Raw genomic sequence first — 17,197 nt, 5'->3', positions numbered from 1 at the left:
TTCCGTATGCCGGTCCTCGCGTCTTCGTGCCGGGTCCGGCGTCCTCGTCGGCGCAAGGTGTTCTCATCTCTGCCGCCCGTTGCTACGGTGCACCGGCCCGGGCCGCTGACGCGTCGTCAGGTCGGTGGAGAATCACCGCAGTCGAACGGGAGGCCGAGCATGCGTGCCCTCACAGCAGCCGCCATCGGACTGGCCGCCGCCCTCGCCCTGGTCCTCGCTGTCACGGCCGTCGGCGCGTCCCGAAGGACGCACGTCCCCCGAACTGCTGCTGACCACCGTCCCGGAGCACCCCTGAGGGACCGCCGACCACGTCACCGACGCACCCTGAGGGAGGCCGCCGCCATGCGCCGTAGGGCCGGACCCGACGGCAAGATGGTCTCCGAGGTCCCCGAGCGCTGCATCTTCGACGCGCACACCCAGGAACCCGTACACGCCGAGGGTGAATCCGTCGACGGCGAGCCGGTCCGCCGCGACGGCATCGAGTACAAGTGGCCTTTCCTCATCGAGAAGCGCGACTACACCTACTTCGACGCCCAGACCCACATCTCGGCACCCATCCACTACAAGGGCACCCGCCGCTTCCGCGGCCTGGACGTCTACTACTTCGAACAGACCAACCCCTGGACCAAGGCCCCGCTCCCCAAGAAGATGCCGGTCAAGGGCGTCACCCTGGAAGCCGTCGAAAAGATGGGCACCGCCCGCTGGTACACCACCAAGCGGATGTTCTGGGTCGACCCGGTCACCGGCGCGCCCGTCAACGGCGAAGAGCTCCACAAGGAGGAACTGCGCGGCGGCGACCTGCTGCCCGGCGGCGGCAAGGTCACCGCCTTCGCCGGACACGTGAAGATGCGCCCCGACTGCCTCGACGCCACGGTCGACCTGGTCTCCTCCCAGCGCACACTGATCCTGCTGCTCACCACGGACCTGCCGTGGGCCTTCCTCGACGCGGGCGCCGTCCTGCCGGCCCTGAGCCTGTACCTGGAGGCCCGCGGCCGGCGCCCGGGCGGGGCACGGGCCGGACGGCGACCGCGCCCGGTCCACGCCCGGCCCACGAGCCGACGACGGCTCCCTGAACGGCGACAGGACCCGAGAGGCGCGGTCCGTGCGTGCCCGGCGCGCGGTCAGCCCCGCCGCACCGTAGTCAGCCCCGCCGCACCGCAGTCAGCCCCGTCGCATCCGGGCCGTCGTATGGCGTGTCGGCTCGGCCGTGGCCGGGTCCTCGGGCCACGGATGCTTCGGATACCGGCCGCGCAGCTCCGCCCGTACGGAGCGGTAGCCGTCGCGCCAGAAGGAGGCGAGGTCGGCGGTGACGGCAGCGGGACGCCCGGCGGGCGACAGCAGATGGACCAGCACCGGTACCCGGCCGCCCGCCACCCGCGGCGACTCCCGCAGCCCGAACATCTCCTGCAGCTTCACCGCCAGCACCGGCTGGTCACCGGCGTAGTCCACCCGGATCCGCGAGCCGCTCGGCACCTCGATGCGCTCCGGCGCGAGTTCGTCGAAGCGCGCCGACTCACCGCTCGCCCACGGCAGCAGCCGCGACAGCGCCTGGCCCGCGTCGATCCGCGCCAGATCCGCCCGCCGCCGCGCCCGGCCCAGCTCCGGCTCCAGCCACTCGTCCCGGCGCACCAGCAGCGCCTCGTCCCCGACGTCCGCCCACGGAGCGCCCAGCTCCCGGTGCAGGAACGCCATCCGTTCCCGGAGCGAGCGCGCGCCGTCCGACCAGCGCAGCAGCCCGAGCCCCTCCCTGCGCAGGCCGTCCACCAGCGCCTCGCGTACGAGCGCCGGATCCGCGTCCCGCAACGGCCGCACCACCAGCTCGATTGCGCCGAGCCGCGCCACGCTCCGCGCGACCACGTCCCCGTCCGCCCAGCCGACCTCCTCGGCCTCGGCGTACAGCGCCCCCGCCGCCGACCGCGCCGTCTCCTCGTCGATCACGGCCGCCAGCCGCACCCGCGCGGACGCCGCCGTCACCGGCCGGTCCGCCACCGCCACCGCCAGCCACTCGGCACTCCGCAGCCGCGACCCGCCGCCGACCTCCGCACCCGTTCCCGACGCCATCACGTACACGCCCTCGCCGCGCCGGCGGGCCACCCGCTCGGGGAAGGCCAGCGCCGCCACGATCCCGGCCACGACGTCGTCGCTCTCGCCATGTGCCGACGCGGCGGCCGACCGGGAAGCGGACCCGCCGCCACCGGAGGCCGACGCGCTGCCGGCGGTGGCAGTGGCGGTGGCGGACGTGCCGTCGACCGGGGCGGCCGCGTCACCGCCGTGCGGCGACGCGCCGCTGTGCTGCGCGCCGCCGCCGACCGTGGCGGGCGCGGCCCCCTCCGGCCCGCCCGCCGTGCCCGCGCCGCCGGGCAAGGCAGAGGCCAGCCGACGGGCCTCCTGCCGCCACCGCCCGGCGTACGCGTCCCGGCCCCGGCGGGCGGTACGCCAGGCGTCGGCGAGATCGTCGCCGTACTCACGCGGCGGCTCCTCGCTCAGCAACGCCACGACCTCCGCCGCCCGCCGCGCACCGACCTGCGCCGCGCCGTCCAGCAGGGCACGCGCCAGCCGCGGATGCAGACCGAGCCGGGCCATCCGTACGCCCCGCTCCGTCGCCCGCCCGGCCGCGTCCACCGCGCCCACCGCCCCCAGGACGTCCCGCGCCGCCGCCATCGCCCCGCCCGGCGGCGCGTCCAGCAGCGCCAGGCCCGAGGCGTCCGGATCACCCCAGCACGCGGCCTGCAGCGCGAACGCCGTCAGGTCAGCGATCTTGATCTCGGGGGAGGGGAAGCGCGGCAGCCGGCCGTCCTCGCCCTCCGACCAGCAGCGGTAGACCACCCCCGGGGCCTCACGCCCCGCACGGCCGGCCCGCTGCCGCGCCGCCGCCTGCGAGGCCCGTACCGTCGTCAGCGCACTCAGCCCCCGCGCGTGATCCATCCGCGGCTCCCGCGCCAGGCCGCAGTCGACCACCACCCGCACCCCGGGAACCGTCAGGCTCGACTCCGCCACGGACGTCGCCAGCACCACCCGCCGCCGGTCGCCCGCACCGGCCAGCACCGCGTCCTGCACCGCCGCCGGCGCCCGGCCGTGCACCTGCAGCACCTCGACCCCGGCAGCCCCCTGATCCGCCAGCTGTCCCGCCACCCGGGCGATCTCCCCTACACCCGGCAGGAAACACAGCACATCCCCCTCGCGCTCACGCAGCGCCCGCCGCACGACCGACGCCACATGCGACAGCAACGCCGGATCCACCCGCATCCCGTGCGCCGGACGCACCGGCCGCTCCGGCGGCGCCCACACCGTCTCCACCGGATGCGACACCCCCTGCGCCGCCACCACCGGCGCGTCCCCCAGCAGCCGCGACCAGCCCTCCGCGTCCGTCGTCGCCGACGCCGCCACCAGGCGCAGTTCCGGACGCAGCGCCTCCCGCACATCCAGCAGGAACGCCGCCGTCGTGTCCGCGTCCAGATGCCGCTCGTGGCACTCGTCCAGTACAACGGTCTCCACGCCGGGGAGTTCCTGATCACGCTGGAGCCGCTGGAGCAGCACGCCCGTCGTCACCACCTCCACGACGGTGCGCGCCCCCACCGCGCGCTCCCCGCGCACGGTGAATCCCACACGCTCACCCACGCGCTCCCCGAGCAACCACGCCATCCGCCGGGCCGCCGCACGCGCCGCGATCCGCCGCGGCTCCGCGACGATCACCTTCCGTACGGGCGCACCGTCCTCCGTCAGCCCTGCCAGCGCCAGCGGTACGAGAGTCGTCTTGCCGGTGCCCGGAGGCGCGCACAGGACAGCCGTCCCGGCGCCCTCCAGCGCCTCCTGGAGCGCGGGCAGCGCGGACCGTACGGGCAGAGCGTCGAGTTCATCGCGGCGGATCACCCGCCCAGTCTCTCGTGGGCGCACCGGCCGCCTCGTAAGGGACACCGGCGTACGCACCGCAGCACCCCGGGGCGCCGCTCGGCCACCGGGCGGCGACAGGGGCGCCGTCTACGGGTCCCGGCGGCACACGAAGATCGCCGTACCGGGGATCAGCCCGCCCCGTAGCGGCGACCAGCCGCCCCACTCCTGCGTGTTCCACGCGGGCCACTCCGGCTCCACCAGATCCTCCAGCCGGAAGCCCGCGGCCACCACGTCACGCACGCGGTCCCCCAGGGTGCGGTGGTGCTCCACGTACACTGCCTCGCCCCGCTCGTCCTGCTCCACGTAGGGCACGCGGTCGAAGTAGGACGCCGCGACCGACAGGCCCTCGGGGCCGGGCTCGTCGGGGAAGGCCCAGCGGATCGGATGCGTCACCGAGAAGACCCAGCGGCCGCCCGGCCGCAGCACCCGGTGCACCTCACGGAAGACCCGTACCGGATCGGCGACGAAAGGCACCGCACCGTACGCCGAGCACGCCAGATCGAAACTGCCGTCCGCGAACGGCAGCACCCCGGCGTCCGCCTCCACCAGCGCCACCCCCGGGCCCTCGGCCCCCCGCGCCTGGATGTCGGCGCCGATCCGAAGGGCGTGCTGCAGCTGCCGGTGCGAGAGGTCCAGCGCCACCGGATGCGCGCCCTGCGCCGCCAGCCAGCGCGCACACTGCGCCGCGCCCGCACCGATCTCCAGGACGCGCCGGCCCTTCAGGTCGGCCACCGGCCCCAGCAGTCCGGCGTCGGCCTCGTCCAGCCCCTCCGGCCCCCATACGAAGCGGTCGTCCCCCAGGAACGCGCCGTGCTCGCTCTGGTACTCGTCGGCGTTCCGGTCCCACCAGCCACGGCTGGCCCGGCTGCTCTCCGCGTCCCCGGCGCTGCGCCGTGCGGCCACGGAGTCGTCGTCCCAGGTTTCGGAGCCGGTGTCGGCCCCTGTGCCGGTGGCTGCGGAGTCGTCGTGTTGGTTCATCGCGCCCGTCGTCGTATTCTTCGTCGGAGCTTGTAGTTTCTGAGGTTCGCGTGGCTGCTGGTCCTAGCTGGTCACAGCCCCGCGGTGGATCTTGGTCGGGCCCTTGTGGCCTGCGACGGCAAGGCTGTGCGGCTCTCTCGTGCCCGGCGTGTGCCGGTTATGGGGCGATCCGCCCGCGGTGTGCGCCTTCGCGCATTGACCGTGTCCGGCTGCCCCCGTATGCTACAAGTTGCGCTGCGGGCCTGCGCACCTCAGACGGAGCAGGTCGCGCTCGCATCTGTTGCATGTCCCCTCGGTTTCGAGGCGCTGACCGGATTCTCCGGAGTTCCGGAGGGCGCGCCTCATGGCTGTCCGACTTCTGCAGAAGCGATAAAGGCTCTCGGCGTAGCAGTACCTACGACTTCAATGTCCGTACCGGAGCCCTTTCCCACATGACGAGCAGCACCGAGACCACCGCCACCACCCCGCAGGTAGCGGTCAACGACATCGGTAACGAGGAAGCCTTCCTCGCCGCGATCGACGAGACGATCAAGTACTTCAACGACGGCGACATCGTCGACGGCGTCATCGTGAAGGTCGACCGGGACGAGGTCCTGCTCGACATCGGTTACAAGACCGAAGGCGTCATCCCGAGCCGCGAGCTCTCCATCAAGCACGACGTCGACCCGAACGAGGTCGTCGCGGTTGGTGACGAGATCGAGGCCCTGGTTCTCCAGAAGGAGGACAAGGAAGGCCGCCTGATCCTCTCGAAGAAGCGCGCCCAGTACGAGCGTGCCTGGGGCACCATCGAGAAGATCAAGGAAGAGGACGGGATCGTCACCGGTACCGTCATCGAGGTCGTCAAGGGTGGTCTCATCCTCGACATCGGCCTCCGCGGCTTCCTCCCCGCCTCCCTGGTCGAGATGCGCCGCGTCCGCGACCTGCAGCCCTACGTGGGCAAGGAGCTCGAGGCCAAGATCATCGAGCTGGACAAGAACCGCAACAACGTGGTCCTGTCCCGCCGTGCCTGGCTGGAGCAGACCCAGAGCGAGGTCCGCCAGACCTTCCTCACCACCCTCCAGAAGGGCCAGGTGCGCTCCGGCGTCGTCTCCTCCATCGTCAACTTCGGTGCCTTCGTGGACCTGGGTGGCGTCGACGGTCTGGTTCACGTCTCCGAGCTGTCCTGGAAGCACATCGACCACCCGTCCGAGGTCGTCGAGGTCGGCCAGGAGGTCACGGTCGAGGTCCTGGACGTCGACATGGACCGCGAGCGCGTGTCCCTGTCGCTCAAGGCGACCCAGGAAGACCCGTGGCAGCAGTTCGCCCGGACCCACCAGATCGGCCAGGTCGTCCCGGGTAAGGTCACCAAGCTCGTTCCGTTCGGTGCGTTCGTCCGCGTCGACGAGGGCATCGAGGGTCTGGTCCACATCTCCGAGCTGGCCGAGCGCCACGTGGAGATCCCGGAGCAGGTCGTCCAGGTCAACGACGAGATCTTCGTCAAGGTCATCGACATCGACCTCGAGCGCCGCCGCATCAGCCTCTCGCTGAAGCAGGCCAACGAGTCCTTCGGTGCCGACCCGACGGCGGTCGAGTTCGACCCGACCCTGTACGGCATGGCCGCGTCCTACGACGACCAGGGCAACTACATCTACCCCGAGGGCTTCGACCCGGAGACCAACGACTGGCTGGAGGGCTACGAGGCCCAGCGCGAGGCCTGGGAGAACCAGTACGCCGAGGCCCAGCAGCGCTTCGAGCAGCACCAGGCGCAGGTCATCAAGTCCCGCGAGGCCGACGAGCAGGCTGCGGCCGAGGGCGCTGCGGCGCCGGCGGCCGGTGGCCAGGGCGGCGGCGGCAACGTCTCCGGCGGCTCGTACAGCTCGGAGTCGGCGGACAACTCCGGCGCCCTGGCGTCGGACGAGGCGCTGGCCGCGCTCCGCGAGAAGCTCGCCGGCGGCCAGAGCTGACCAAGCTCACCGCTAGGCGCTAGCCGATAGCGACGAAGGCCCGCCCCCTTGGGGGCGGGCCTTCGGGCTGTGTGTAGGGGTCTTTTGCGACGGTTGCGGTTGCGCGGTTGCGGCTGTGGCTGGCAGCTGTTGTCCCGGCACGAAGGCGGGCGCGAGGGGTCAGCCCACGGGTACGCCCGGATTGGCGATTCCGCGGCCGTTCGTGACCGTGTTGTCGCCGGTGATCGTGACCGGGCAGTCCGCCGCGTCGTAGTTGGTGACGTTGAACCCGTAGCGGCCGGACCCCGAAGCACCGCTCAGGTCGGATTTATTGCCACGGAAGACCGTTCCGCAGCCCCATCCCGACTGCTGAGTGTGCGTCTCGTAGCCGTTGTTGGTCGTGTGCGTACCAGTGTTGTTCTCGACCACGACGTCGTTGCCCTTCACGTCGACCCACGAGTCGTCGTAATGGGCGCCGGTGAGTCCGCTTCCGTCGAACGTGTTGCCGATGATCTTCGCGCCCGTCGTGCCTTCCTTGATGTCGATGTTCTCGCCGCCGACACCGGGCCCGATCGTGTTGCCGCGGATCTCGACGTTGTCGCTGTTGTCGCCGAGATCACCCGCCCCGCCCACGTACACGCCCTCGCCCATGCCCCGGCCGTCCCTGCCGGTGTCGTAGATCCGGGAATTCCTGATCACACCGTCCCTGCTGGAGTGGCGGAAGTGGACGCCCTCCATGTCGAGGCCGTGCACGGTGACGGAGTCCAGGACGACGCCACGGGCGGCGTCCGTCATGATTCCTTTCTGCCCGCCGGTGACGGTGATCCCTTTGACCGTCCAGTACGACGCGCCGTCCAGGTGGAGCCCGTAGCCCCCGCTCGCGGTCAGTACCGCCTTCGAGGAGCCGGTCAGGGTGATGCGCGACGAGGCGCTGCCGGCGACGGAGGCCTTGAAGTTGCCCTGGTACGTACCGTCCGCGAGCTGAATCGTGTCCCCGGGGCGAGCGGCGCCCAGTGCGTCCTTGAGCTGGGCGGCCGTGGAGACGTCGATGACGGCGCGCGCGTGTCCGGCCGCCGGCATGGGCGCGGACGCGGGGGTGCGCGCCGGGGTGGCGTCCGCGGTGGCGGAGACGGCGAACAGCGTCCCTGCCGCGACCGCAGCGGCGACCGGCAGGCAGAGCAGCGGACGGGCATGAAGTGCCAGGAGAGGTCGGGGGGTGCGCATCCTGGAGCCTTCCTGTGAGTGGGGGAGGGAAGACGGAGCGATGTGCTGAGGCTGAGGTGCTGCACTGAGCTGGCCGATGCGTCAGCTGAACGTGTACGTGAACGCTGAGTGCCTACGTGAATGCCCTGAGCTGTCGTGAACGTAGAGGCGGATGTGACGACCGTCAACCCATCGGGACGCCTTCCCCGACGACCGAGTGCCCACCGTGGCGGCCCCGCAGCCCACCCGGCGGGTTTCTGCGCCGGAAGACGGGGCCGTCATCGGTAATTACCGGTCAGGTGAGGGACGTTCATCACCGTCCGGTCAACTGACGAGAACTTTTCCGGGCCTTCACCGCCCGCAAGCGCGGATGACGGGGCGCGGGCCGGGAATGCCCGCGCCCCGCACCGCGTTGTGCGGGGCGGACATCGAGGAGGAGCGGTCACTGTGTTGGATCCCCAGGGTTTGTACGAATGGGAGCCGAGCGGGCTCGCGGCGGTCGACGCGATCGCCTCCCGCGACTCCGCCGGGCTGGTGCTGCTGTACCACCTCGACGGCTACATCGACGCCGGCGAGACCGGCGACCAGATCGTCGAAACCCTTCTGGACGGACTGCCGCACCAGGTCGTCGCCCGCTTCGACCACGACCGTCTCGTGGACTACCGCGCCCGCCGCCCGATGCTCACCTTCGACCGCGGCCGCTGGACCTCCTACGAGACGCCCAGCATCGAACTGCGCCTGATCCGCGACGCCACCGGCGCGCCTTTCCTGCTGCTCTCCGGGCCCGAGCCGGACGTGGAGTGGGAACGCTTCACGGCAGCGGTACGCGAGATGGTCGAGCGGCTGAACGTACGCCTCTCGGTCAGCTTCCACGGCATCCCCATGGGCGTACCGCACACCCGCCCCGTCGGCATCACCCCGCACGGCAACCGCACCGACCTGACCCCGGGCCACCGCGACCTCTTCGAACAGGCGCAGGTCCCCGGCAGCGTCGAGGCACTGATCGAATACCGGCTCGCGGAAGCCGGACACGACGTACTGGGCGTCGCCGCGCACGTACCGCACTACATCGCACGCTCCGCCTACCCCGACGCCGCGCTCACCGCGCTGGAAGCGGTCACCGCCGCGACCGGACTGGTCCTCCCGGGCGCCGCGCACACGCTGCGTACCGAAGCGCTGCGCACCCAGGAAGAGATCGAACGGCAGATCTCGGAAGGCGACGAGGAACTGGTCGCGCTGGTCAGCGGGCTTGAGCACCAGTACGACGCGGTGGCCGGAGCCGAGACCCGCGGCAACCTCGTGGCCGAACCGGCCGAGCTCCCCTCCGCCGAAGAGATCGGCCGTGAACTGGAACGCTTCCTGGCCGACCGCGAGCGCGACCTGGGAGAGGGGAGCGCCTGAGCCCCGCGGGCCGACCCGGCTCTGTGCGGGGACCAGGCCGCCGTATAGCGTGGAACGCATGGTGAAGGTGGGCCTCACGGGCGGCATCGGTGCGGGGAAGAGCGAGGTGTCACGGCTGCTCGCGTCGTACGGCGCGGTGATCGTGGACGCGGACAAGATCGCACGAGAGGTCGTCGAGCCGGGCACACCCGGCCTCGCCGCCGTCGTCGAAGCCTTCGGTACGGACGTACTGACCCCGGACGGCACCCTGGACCGGCCCGCACTGGGTGCCCTAGTCTTCGCCGACCCCGACAAGCTCAAGGCGCTCAACGCCATCGTGCACCCCCTCGTCGGGACCCGCTCCGCCGAACTGGAAGCCGCGGCCGGTGAAGACGCGGTCGTCGTCCATGACGTGCCCCTGCTGACCGAGAACGGCCTCGCGCCTCTGTACGACGTGATCGTCGTGGTCGACGCCGCCCCTGAGACGCAGCTGCGCCGCCTGGTGGCACTGCGCGGCATGACCGAGGACGAGGCGAAGGCCCGGATGAGCGCCCAGGCCGACCGGGAGCAGCGCCTCGCGATCGCGGACCTCGTGATCGACAACGACGGCCCGCTCGAAGCCCTGGAGCCGCAAGTACGTGAGGTCTGGGAACGACTGCAGGCCCGCTGAAACCAGGCGGTAACCTCCCGCCATGACTGCTACCGATCTTGACCCCGGCTCGTTCGTCGTCAACATACCTGGCGTCCCGGACGCCGAACTGGAGCCCGAGCCGCTGGAACCGGACCAGATCGTCTCCGGCGACCCGGTCGTCACCGGCAAGGTGTACTGGGAGTCTCCGGACGGCAAGCAGATCCGCGGCATCTGGCAGATCACGCCGGGCGTCGTCACGGATGTCGAGGCCAACGAACTCTTCGTGGTCGTGTCCGGCCGCGCCACCATCGAGGTCGAGGGCGGTTCGGTCCTCGAGGTGGGCCCTGGCGACGCATGCTTTCTGCGCGAGGGCGACCGGACCCGGTGGACGGTGCACGAGACGCTTCGGAAGGCTTACCACATCAGTTCGTAGGGGTGGCTGGTAGGCCGAAGACCGGACGAGGGCGCCGGGCCGGGGAGCGGGAGCTGGGGGTGCCGGTGCCGGGACCAGTGCTGGGATGAGGACGCCGAGGCGGGCCCGGGGGGTGGGGGCGGGGTCGGCGCGAGGGCGCCGGGCCGGGGGGCGGGTGGAAGCCGGGGCATGCGGGAGTCGGAAAACCCAACCGTCGGGAGTCGGGGATACGGAAGCCGGAAAACCCGGCCATCGGGAGTCGGCGATATGGGGGCCGGAAACATGGCCTACGGGAGTCGGCGATGCGGGGGCCGGAAACATGGCCTACGGGAGTCGGGAATGCTGTGGCGACCGGGCTTGTTGGGATCGACGTAGCGACCGGGCGGTCGGCGCAGTGTGCTGCCTACAGGCGGCGAGCCGCCTGAACGGGGCAGTCGTCGGCACGAGGCGGGCTGCCCGTACGTATGAGGTGAGTTACCCGTACGTGTCGGAGAGGAGACGGCCGTGACCGAGCGCACCCCCGAGACGCATGTCATCGACTTCCGCGCAGCCGAACAACTGCTGGCCGCGCGCGACCCGAGGGGCGCGGTGCAGCTACTGGACCCGGTCATCGCCGCCCACCCGGAGAACACCGCGGCCCGGCTGCTCCGGGCCCGCGCCTTCTTCCTGGCCGCCCAACTGCGGTCTGCTGAAACGGAATTCCAGGTCGTACTGGAACGCGAGCCCGACAACGCCTTCGCTCACTTCGCCCTGGGCCGCACCCTCCAGCGCGCCGCCCGTCCGGACGAGGCGATGCGTCACTTCCGCCTGGCCGCGGCACTGGACCCCCGCCCGGACTTCATCGAAGCAGCACGGTTCCCACTGGCACCGGGCGACTTGGGGGAGTGAGGGCGGGGTGGGGGGTGGTGCTGGGCGGGGTAAGCGCGGGTACCTTGCCTCGCCTCCCCGGGGGCCGCCCCCCCGCCCCCGCCCCCTCCCCCTCTTGCCGGTTCGTCATTTGTCAGCTGCCGGTTCGCTGCCGGGTTGACTGCCGATTCGCGTCTCACCGGTCGTGGCCGCGTCCGACGTTCCGGCCGCCCCCGACGTTCCGGCCGCGGTCCGGTTCGTACGGTGGTACGTCCTTGCCCGGCTGATAGTGCGGACCCTGACGTATGTGCCGGCATACGATCGCAAGGTCCGTGGCGGCCACCGCTGCGACCACCGCGCATCCGGCAGCCCAGCCAGGACGATCGGCCATTGCGAAGAGGACGGCTCCGGCCGCGGCCCACACCAGCCCCCACAGGGCCAGCGCCCGACGCGTCCTCAGTGGACTCCTTGCCTCTGTGGGCTCACTGCCCGTACGCATCTGTACTCACCACTCACCCTGCCTCGGTCCATCGGCAGCCTTGGCTCGTCACCGCGCCGGCTCCTGACCGCTCAGGCTCGCTGATCTGGGATTACTCCTCCTCCGTTCTCTTCCTCTCCTCAAGGATCCTCCGGGCCGGTCTGTCCGTCACGCCTTCGGCTCAGCCTGTGGACAACTGAACCTGTGGACAACTGAAGAAGGGCGAGGGAGGGCGAAAAGGGGTGCCTCGCGGGCAGGCCGCTACTGTCCGTTGTGTGGTCGAAGGTGGTCGGCGATGATCCTGGCGTCGCCGGCCGGGTGGCTGTTGATCCAGGCCAGTCCGCCGAGGTCGAGCCGCTTCCGTGCCCGGGTGACCGCCACGTACGCCAGCCGTGCTTCGGAGAGGTCGACGGGGCCGGGGAGTGGTTCGCCGTCCTCGCCGGTCTCCTCCAGCTCGTCCGGCTCCGTGAAATCCGCAGCGATACGCACGCTCGGCCACTCGCGGCCCTTCGCGCGATGGGCGGTGGACACCGTGATCTCGGCTGTCTCCTCACTCGACAGGCAGCGCAGCGCACGGAGGACGTTCTCCGCGCTGTGCTCGTCGAGCAGTTCGACGAGTGGCAGCAGATCCCGCCCCGACGGATCGGCGGTGGCGTACTCCCGCAGCTCTTCCCAGGACTCGAACAGCATTAGCTCAGGGTGGGTCGTGCGGTTGCCGCTCTGGAGTTCGTGCGCAGCCCGGGCCAGCGCCGTCAGCGACTCACCGCCGCCTGCCAGTGCGACTCTGCGTCCGTCCGACAGCAGTCTTATGACCTCTGCCATCGCTCCGGCGTTGGAGCGGCAGAGCACGGCATCAGGACGGGGGACCGGGCCCAGTTCGGTGTCGAGCAGCGGCGAGCCGGTCAGTCGGACAGGGGCGTCGACGATCGCCAGCCAGCGGTTCGCTTCTGCCGCGAGCGCGGGCCCGAACCGGAACGAGCGGGAGAGCGTGAGCTGTCTGCCGCGGAAGCCGGTCATCACATCGCGTGCGCCCCGCCAGCCGTAGATGGCCTGTGCGGAGTCACCGACGAGCACGAGCTGCGCGTGGGCGCGCTGGGCACTGAAGACCTGCTCGATCACGGGGTTGGTGTCCTGGGCCTCGTCCAGGAGCAGGACGTCGGTCTCGATGACCGGGGCGCTCAGTGCCCACATCTTGAGGTAGTGATCGTGCTCGAAGCGGACGGTGCCGCGGTCGGGGTTCTGGAGATCGGCCCACGCCTTGCGGGCGTATGGGAGGGCGGCCTGGGCGAGCTGGTCGTGCAGCACGTCCGATTCGGCACCGCGCAGGCGAGGGACGTGGGCAGCGGTCAGCGCTGGATCGGCGGAGCGACAGAAACTGGTGACGGTGCCCAGGACGGTGTACGAGAGCGCTCTGCCGGTCACTGTCCGTGTGCCGATGCGGAGCCGGAAGCCCGCGTCGATGCCCAGGGCGGCCCCCGTCCGCCAGGCTGCCTGGCGAGGTGCGCTCATCCGTCGGCGAAATCGGTGGCCGACGGCCGCGTATGCCAAAGAGTGCGGCGTATTGCATGTCACGTTTGCGGGGAAGCGCCGGGCCGCGTCCTGGGCGATGGCCTTGTTGAAGGCGAGGTAGCGGCCGGGACGGCGGGTGCTGCGGGCCAGCATGGTCAGTGTTGTCGTCTTGCCTGTGCCGGCTCCGGCCTGGATCACGAGATGGCTGCCCGCGTGAAAGGCGTCGGCGGCGGCCAGCTGCTCCGTGGTGGGGGAGTGGTGAGTAGGCCGGTTCGGGCCGTGGGAGGGATGTGTGTCGGGTGGGCGGCTTCGGTTCCGCGGTGTGCGGGGCTCCGTCCTGGGCCTGGCTGAGGCAGCGAGGACGGAGGACGGGGCTGTGAGGGAGCAGGGCTGGTCGGACACGGAAATACCTCCCGAGGAAGTCCATGAGGGGCGAGCGCTGAGCAGCAGGCAGCAGGCAGCAGGCAGCAAGTACCGAGTGCCGGGGTGACGAGTGGCGAACGTGATCGGCGGGGGCTCGGCAGAGCCGTGGATGCTTCCCCGCCGCGTTCTGTGAACTACGGAGAGTTACTGACGGTCGAACATTAGCGGATCGCGAGAAGCTGCGGGCGATTATTCTTTGACCAGCGGTTATGCCTGTGGATAACTGTCCGGCCGGGCCGCTCGGCGGGCGATGTCAGTGCCGTCTGTTTCCATGAATCTCACGCTCGGTCGCGGCATTGCCGCTGTGATCGTCCGGCGGACGGGAAGGGGGGCCGGATGAGGGCGACCGTAGACTCACGAGTCGGAGCACGACATGAACGGAACGGCATGGCGAGACGGTGGGAGATGAGCGCGGGGGATGAGGCCGGGGAGTTCCGGTCCACCGGCGCCGCGCCGTCAGGTCCGTTCCTCGGCGCCCTGGCGAGCCGGCCCGTGGGGACGGCGGCAGTCGCTCGGCATGCAGCGGTGTTCCTGCCGGACGAGCTGCCGCGGGCCGGGACGATCGCTTTCTGGAGTCCGGACGGCTTGCCGTTGCCCGAGGCCGTCGGAGCGGTGGAAGCCACGGAGCTGAAGGTCGTGCGGCGGCACGGCAACTCCGTCCGCAGCCGTACGGTTCCCGCGCTGCGGATGTCCGTCGCCGACGCCTTGCCGTTGCTGGTGCAGGCCCGGCACGACCGGGCGGCGCACCCGGCCACCGCTTGCTGGGGAGCGGCCGCTTGGCAGGCGCTGCACCTCGTGGCGCGCGGTCGCATGCTTCCGGGGCTCACCGCCGGGGATCTGGATGCCTGGCGCGCCGGTCCGCTGGATGCCGAGGATGCCGCCCAGCTGCGGGCGATCGCTGCCGCCATGCCCGCGGAGGCTTACGCCGTCCCGGTACCCGGCAGTAAGCCCCTTCAGCTGCATGCGCCGAACGCACTGGTCCGCGCCTTCATCGACGCCGTCGTCGACGCCCTGCCGCGCACGCCGGCAGCAGCACATGTGGCGGGCGCGCCGTTCGCCGCAGCGGAGCCGCAGCGGTTGCCCGGCGCGCGGGACTGGGCGGCGGAGGTCGCCGTGGGCGTGGACAGCGGGGTGCGGATCTCGCTGCGGCTGGACCTGGCCGCGCACGAACTGTTCGACCTCTCGGTGGACGCGGAGAAAGAGACGGACGAGGGGACCACGGACGCGGACGGGTCCAAGGAGGCGGACGGGCCCACGGGCGCTGATGGCGCCACGGATGCTGACGACGGGACGGACGCGGAGAGGGAAGCGGAGAGCGGGACGAACGCCCACGGGGAGAGCGGCAGGGCCGGGGCCGCGGCGGCGGTGCTCCAGGTCAGCCATCTCACCGATCCGACGCTGGTCGCGGATGCGCGGCAGCTGTGGGACGGGGAGGCGCCCGACGGTTTCGGGCCGCGCGCCCAGGTGGACACGCTGCTCGCACTCCGCCGGGCGGCCCGGGTCTGGCCGCCGCTGGGCCGGCTCCTGGACCGGCCTGTCCCCGATGTGCTGTCACTGGACGAGGAAGAGCTGTACGAACTGCTGGGTGACGCGGCGCCGCGCCTGAAGGCAGCGGGTGTCGCCGTCCACTGGCCCAAGGAGCTGGCGCGGGGGCTGACCGCGAGCGCTGTCCTGCGGCCCGCGCCGGGGTCGGCGGCCGACGGGTTCGGGTTCTTCGATGCCGAACGGCTGCTGCGTTTCGAATGGCAGTTGGCGCTCGGCGGCTCCCCCTTGAGTGACGCGGAGATGAGCGTGCTCGCCGAGGCGCACCGGCCCCTCGTACGGCTGCGTGACCAGTGGGTACTGGTGGACCCCGCACTCGTACGCAAGGCCCGGAAACGGGAGCTGGGGTACCTCGACCCCACCGAAGCGCTCGCCGTGACGCTCGCCGGGGAGACCGAGGTCGACGGGGAGAGCGTCGAGGTCGTACCGCTCGGAGCGCTCGCCGCCCTCCGTACGCGCCTCACCTCCGATGCCGCGCCCCTGGAGAAGCCCGCCGCGCTGCAGGCCACCCTCCGCGACTACCAGCTGCGCGGTCTGGCCTGGCTGGACCGCATGACCGCACTTGGGCTCGGTGGCTGCCTCGCCGACGACATGGGCCTGGGCAAGACCGTCACCACCATCGCCCTGCACCTCCATCGGGACCGTCCCGACCCCACCCTCGTGGTCTGCCCGGCCTCGTTGCTCGGGAACTGGCAGCGGGAGATCGAGCGGTTCGCCCCCGGCGTGCACGTACGGCGCTTCCACGGCACCGGCCGCACTCTGGAGGACCTGCAGAAGGGCGGCTTCGTCCTCACCACGTACGGCACCATGCGCAGCAGCGCCAAGAGGCTGGCCGAGTGTTCCTGGGGGCTGGTCGTCGCCGACGAGGCGCAGCACGTGAAGAATCCGCAGTCGTCCACGGCCAAGGCGCTGCGCACGATCAAGGCACCCGCCCGGGTGGCGCTCACCGGCACGCCCGTGGAGAACAACCTCTCCGAGCTGTGGGCCCTGCTCGACTGGACGACCCCCGGACTGCTCGGGCCGCTCAAGACCTTCCGGGCACTGCACGCGCGCGACATCGAAGGCGGGGAGGTGCCCGGTGCAGCGGAGCGCCTCGCCCGGCTCGTCCGGCCCTTCATCCTCCGCCGGAAGAAGTCCGACCCCGGCATCGCCCCCGAACTGCCGCCGAAGACGGAGACCGACCATCCGGTGCCGCTCGGCCGGGAGCAGGTGGCGCTGTACGAAGCGGCCGTGCGCGAGACGCTCGCCCGTATCGAGGCGGCTGACGGCATGGCGCGGCGCGGCCTGGTGATGAAGCTGCTCACCGAGCTCAAGCAGATCTGCAACCACCCCGCGCAGTACCTCAAGGAGGCCGCGCCCGGTCTCACCGCGCGCTCCGGAAAGCTCGAACTGCTCGACGAACTGCTGGACACGATCCTCGCGGAGGACGGCGCGACGCTGATCTTCACGCAGTACGTGGAGATGGCGCGCCTTCTCGAAGAGCACCTCGGCGCGCGCGGCATCCCCACCCAGTTGCTGCACGGGGGGACACCCGTCGCCCAGCGGGAGGCGATGGTCGACCGCTTCCAGGCAGGGGAAGTGCCGGTGTTCCTGCTGTCGTTGAAGGCGGCGGGCACGGGGCTGAACCTCACCCGGGCCGGGCATGTGATCCATTACGACCGCTGGTGGAATCCGGCCGTCGAGGAGCAGGCGACGGACCGGGCCTACCGCATCGGACAGACGCAGCCCGTCCAGGTGCACCGGCTGGTCACGGAGGGGACGGTGGAGGACCGCATCGCCGAACTGCTCACCGCGAAGCGTTCCTTGGCCGAGGCCGTGCTCACCGGCGGCGAAGCGGCCCTGACCGAACTCACCGACGCGGAGCTCGCCGACCTGGTCACGCTGAGGAGGGCGGCATGACCGGCCACGCACACGATGGACAGGAGCAGCGCGGCCGGCACGACGAGGAGCAGGAGCCGGCGGCGATGGGCGACGGGCTGGAG

11 protein-coding genes and 2 pseudogenes are annotated in these 17,197 nt (G+C 71.3%); 8 read left to right on the top strand and 5 right to left on the bottom strand.

Going from position 1 to position 17,197, the window contains the following annotated elements:
• Positions 1–6 precede the first annotated feature (6 nt).
• Together AAC944_RS10285 and pgfA are read left to right on the top strand one after the other, a co-directional pair.
• Positions 7–204, top strand: a pseudogene (locus AAC944_RS10285) (hypothetical protein); the annotation flags it as partial.
• Between the two features lie 153 nt (positions 205–357).
• Positions 358–1,044: pseudogene (gene pgfA, locus AAC944_RS10280) on the top strand (cell envelope lipid trafficking protein PgfA); the annotation flags it as partial.
• A 117-nt stretch (positions 1,045–1,161) separates the two neighbouring features.
• Here the strand turns inward: pgfA and AAC944_RS10275 are convergent.
• Positions 1,162–3,870, bottom strand: coding sequence for an ATP-dependent RNA helicase (locus AAC944_RS10275; RefSeq protein ID WP_030624675.1), 2,709 nt, complete (start codon positions 3,868–3,870; stop codon positions 1,162–1,164).
• 108 nt (positions 3,871–3,978) lie between these two features.
• Entirely contained in the window at positions 3,979–4,869 is an 891-nt protein-coding gene (locus AAC944_RS10270; protein ID WP_368397102.1) for a class I SAM-dependent methyltransferase, read from the bottom strand.
• Between the two features lie 431 nt (positions 4,870–5,300).
• On the opposite strand from AAC944_RS10270, the gene rpsA reads away from it, so the two are divergent.
• Positions 5,301–6,812: a 30S ribosomal protein S1 gene (gene rpsA, locus AAC944_RS10265; protein ID WP_030624669.1), complete on the top strand. Its 1,512-nt coding sequence runs from the start codon at positions 5,301–5,303 to the stop codon at positions 6,810–6,812.
• Between the two features lie 159 nt (positions 6,813–6,971).
• Here the strand turns inward: rpsA and AAC944_RS10260 are convergent, their stop codons facing one another.
• The gene (locus tag AAC944_RS10260) at positions 6,972–8,015 is read right to left on the bottom strand and encodes a right-handed parallel beta-helix repeat-containing protein (RefSeq protein WP_030624666.1); all 1,044 of its coding nucleotides are present in this window, start codon (positions 8,013–8,015) and stop codon (positions 6,972–6,974) included.
• Between the two features lie 426 nt (positions 8,016–8,441).
• Here AAC944_RS10260 and AAC944_RS10255 point away from each other — a divergent pair, with 426 nt between their 5' ends.
• The 4 genes from AAC944_RS10255 (at position 8,442) to AAC944_RS10240 (ending at position 11,305) form a co-directional block, all read left to right on the top strand.
• On the top strand, positions 8,442–9,395 hold the full coding sequence (locus AAC944_RS10255; RefSeq protein WP_030624664.1) for a PAC2 family protein: 954 nt from the start codon (positions 8,442–8,444) through the stop codon (positions 9,393–9,395).
• A 58-nt stretch (positions 9,396–9,453) separates the two neighbouring features.
• Positions 9,454–10,044 carry a dephospho-CoA kinase gene (gene coaE, locus AAC944_RS10250; protein ID WP_030624661.1) on the top strand — a complete coding sequence of 197 codons (591 nt, stop codon included), beginning with the start codon at positions 9,454–9,456 and terminating at the stop codon, positions 10,042–10,044.
• Between the two features lie 22 nt (positions 10,045–10,066).
• A complete protein-coding gene (locus AAC944_RS10245; protein WP_030624658.1) occupies positions 10,067–10,438 on the top strand; it encodes a cupin domain-containing protein in 372 nt (123 codons plus the stop codon).
• A 483-nt stretch (positions 10,439–10,921) separates the two neighbouring features.
• Entirely contained in the window at positions 10,922–11,305 is a 384-nt protein-coding gene (locus tag AAC944_RS10240) for a tetratricopeptide repeat protein (protein WP_030624656.1), read from the top strand.
• Between the two features lie 154 nt (positions 11,306–11,459).
• On the opposite strand, the gene AAC944_RS10235 is transcribed toward AAC944_RS10240, so the two are convergent.
• Together AAC944_RS10235 and AAC944_RS10230 are read right to left on the bottom strand one after the other, a co-directional pair.
• Positions 11,460–11,762 (bottom strand): DUF6343 family protein, encoded by a 303-nt coding sequence (locus AAC944_RS10235; RefSeq protein WP_037772788.1) that lies wholly within the window; start codon positions 11,760–11,762, stop codon positions 11,460–11,462.
• Positions 11,763–12,002: 240 nt separating this feature from the next.
• Positions 12,003–13,487, bottom strand: coding sequence for a UvrD-helicase domain-containing protein (locus AAC944_RS10230; RefSeq protein WP_051872066.1), 1,485 nt, complete (start codon positions 13,485–13,487; stop codon positions 12,003–12,005).
• Between the two features lie 591 nt (positions 13,488–14,078).
• Here AAC944_RS10230 and AAC944_RS10225 point away from each other — a divergent pair.
• Positions 14,079–17,114, top strand: a complete 3,036-nt coding sequence (locus AAC944_RS10225; RefSeq protein WP_078888756.1) for an SCO1167/SCO6262 family helicase — start codon at positions 14,079–14,081, stop codon at positions 17,112–17,114.
• Positions 17,115–17,197 lie beyond the last annotated feature (83 nt).

Origin of the sequence: Streptomyces sclerotialus, assembly GCF_040907265.1 — a bacterium.
GTDB lineage: Bacteria > Actinomycetota > Actinomycetes > Streptomycetales > Streptomycetaceae > Streptomyces > Streptomyces sclerotialus.
Note: the sequence above shows the minus strand (reverse complement) of the source record. Positions and strands in the feature narration are given on the sequence as shown.

Excerpts from the sequence above, each read along its gene's own strand:
- AAC944_RS10270 (WP_368397102.1), bottom strand. The coding sequence starts at position 4,869 with ATGAACCAACACGACGACTCCGCAGCCACCGGCACAGGGGCCGACACC.
- rpsA (WP_030624669.1), top strand. The coding sequence starts at position 5,301 with ATGACGAGCAGCACCGAGACCACCGCCACCACCCCGCAGGTAGCGGTC.
- AAC944_RS10260 (WP_030624666.1), bottom strand. The coding sequence starts at position 8,015 with ATGCGCACCCCCCGACCTCTCCTGGCACTTCATGCCCGTCCGCTGCTC.
- coaE (WP_030624661.1), top strand. The coding sequence starts at position 9,454 with ATGGTGAAGGTGGGCCTCACGGGCGGCATCGGTGCGGGGAAGAGCGAG.
- AAC944_RS10245 (WP_030624658.1), top strand. The coding sequence starts at position 10,067 with ATGACTGCTACCGATCTTGACCCCGGCTCGTTCGTCGTCAACATACCT.
- AAC944_RS10235 (WP_037772788.1), bottom strand. The coding sequence starts at position 11,762 with ATGCGTACGGGCAGTGAGCCCACAGAGGCAAGGAGTCCACTGAGGACG.
- AAC944_RS10225 (WP_078888756.1), top strand. The coding sequence starts at position 14,079 with ATGAGCGCGGGGGATGAGGCCGGGGAGTTCCGGTCCACCGGCGCCGCG.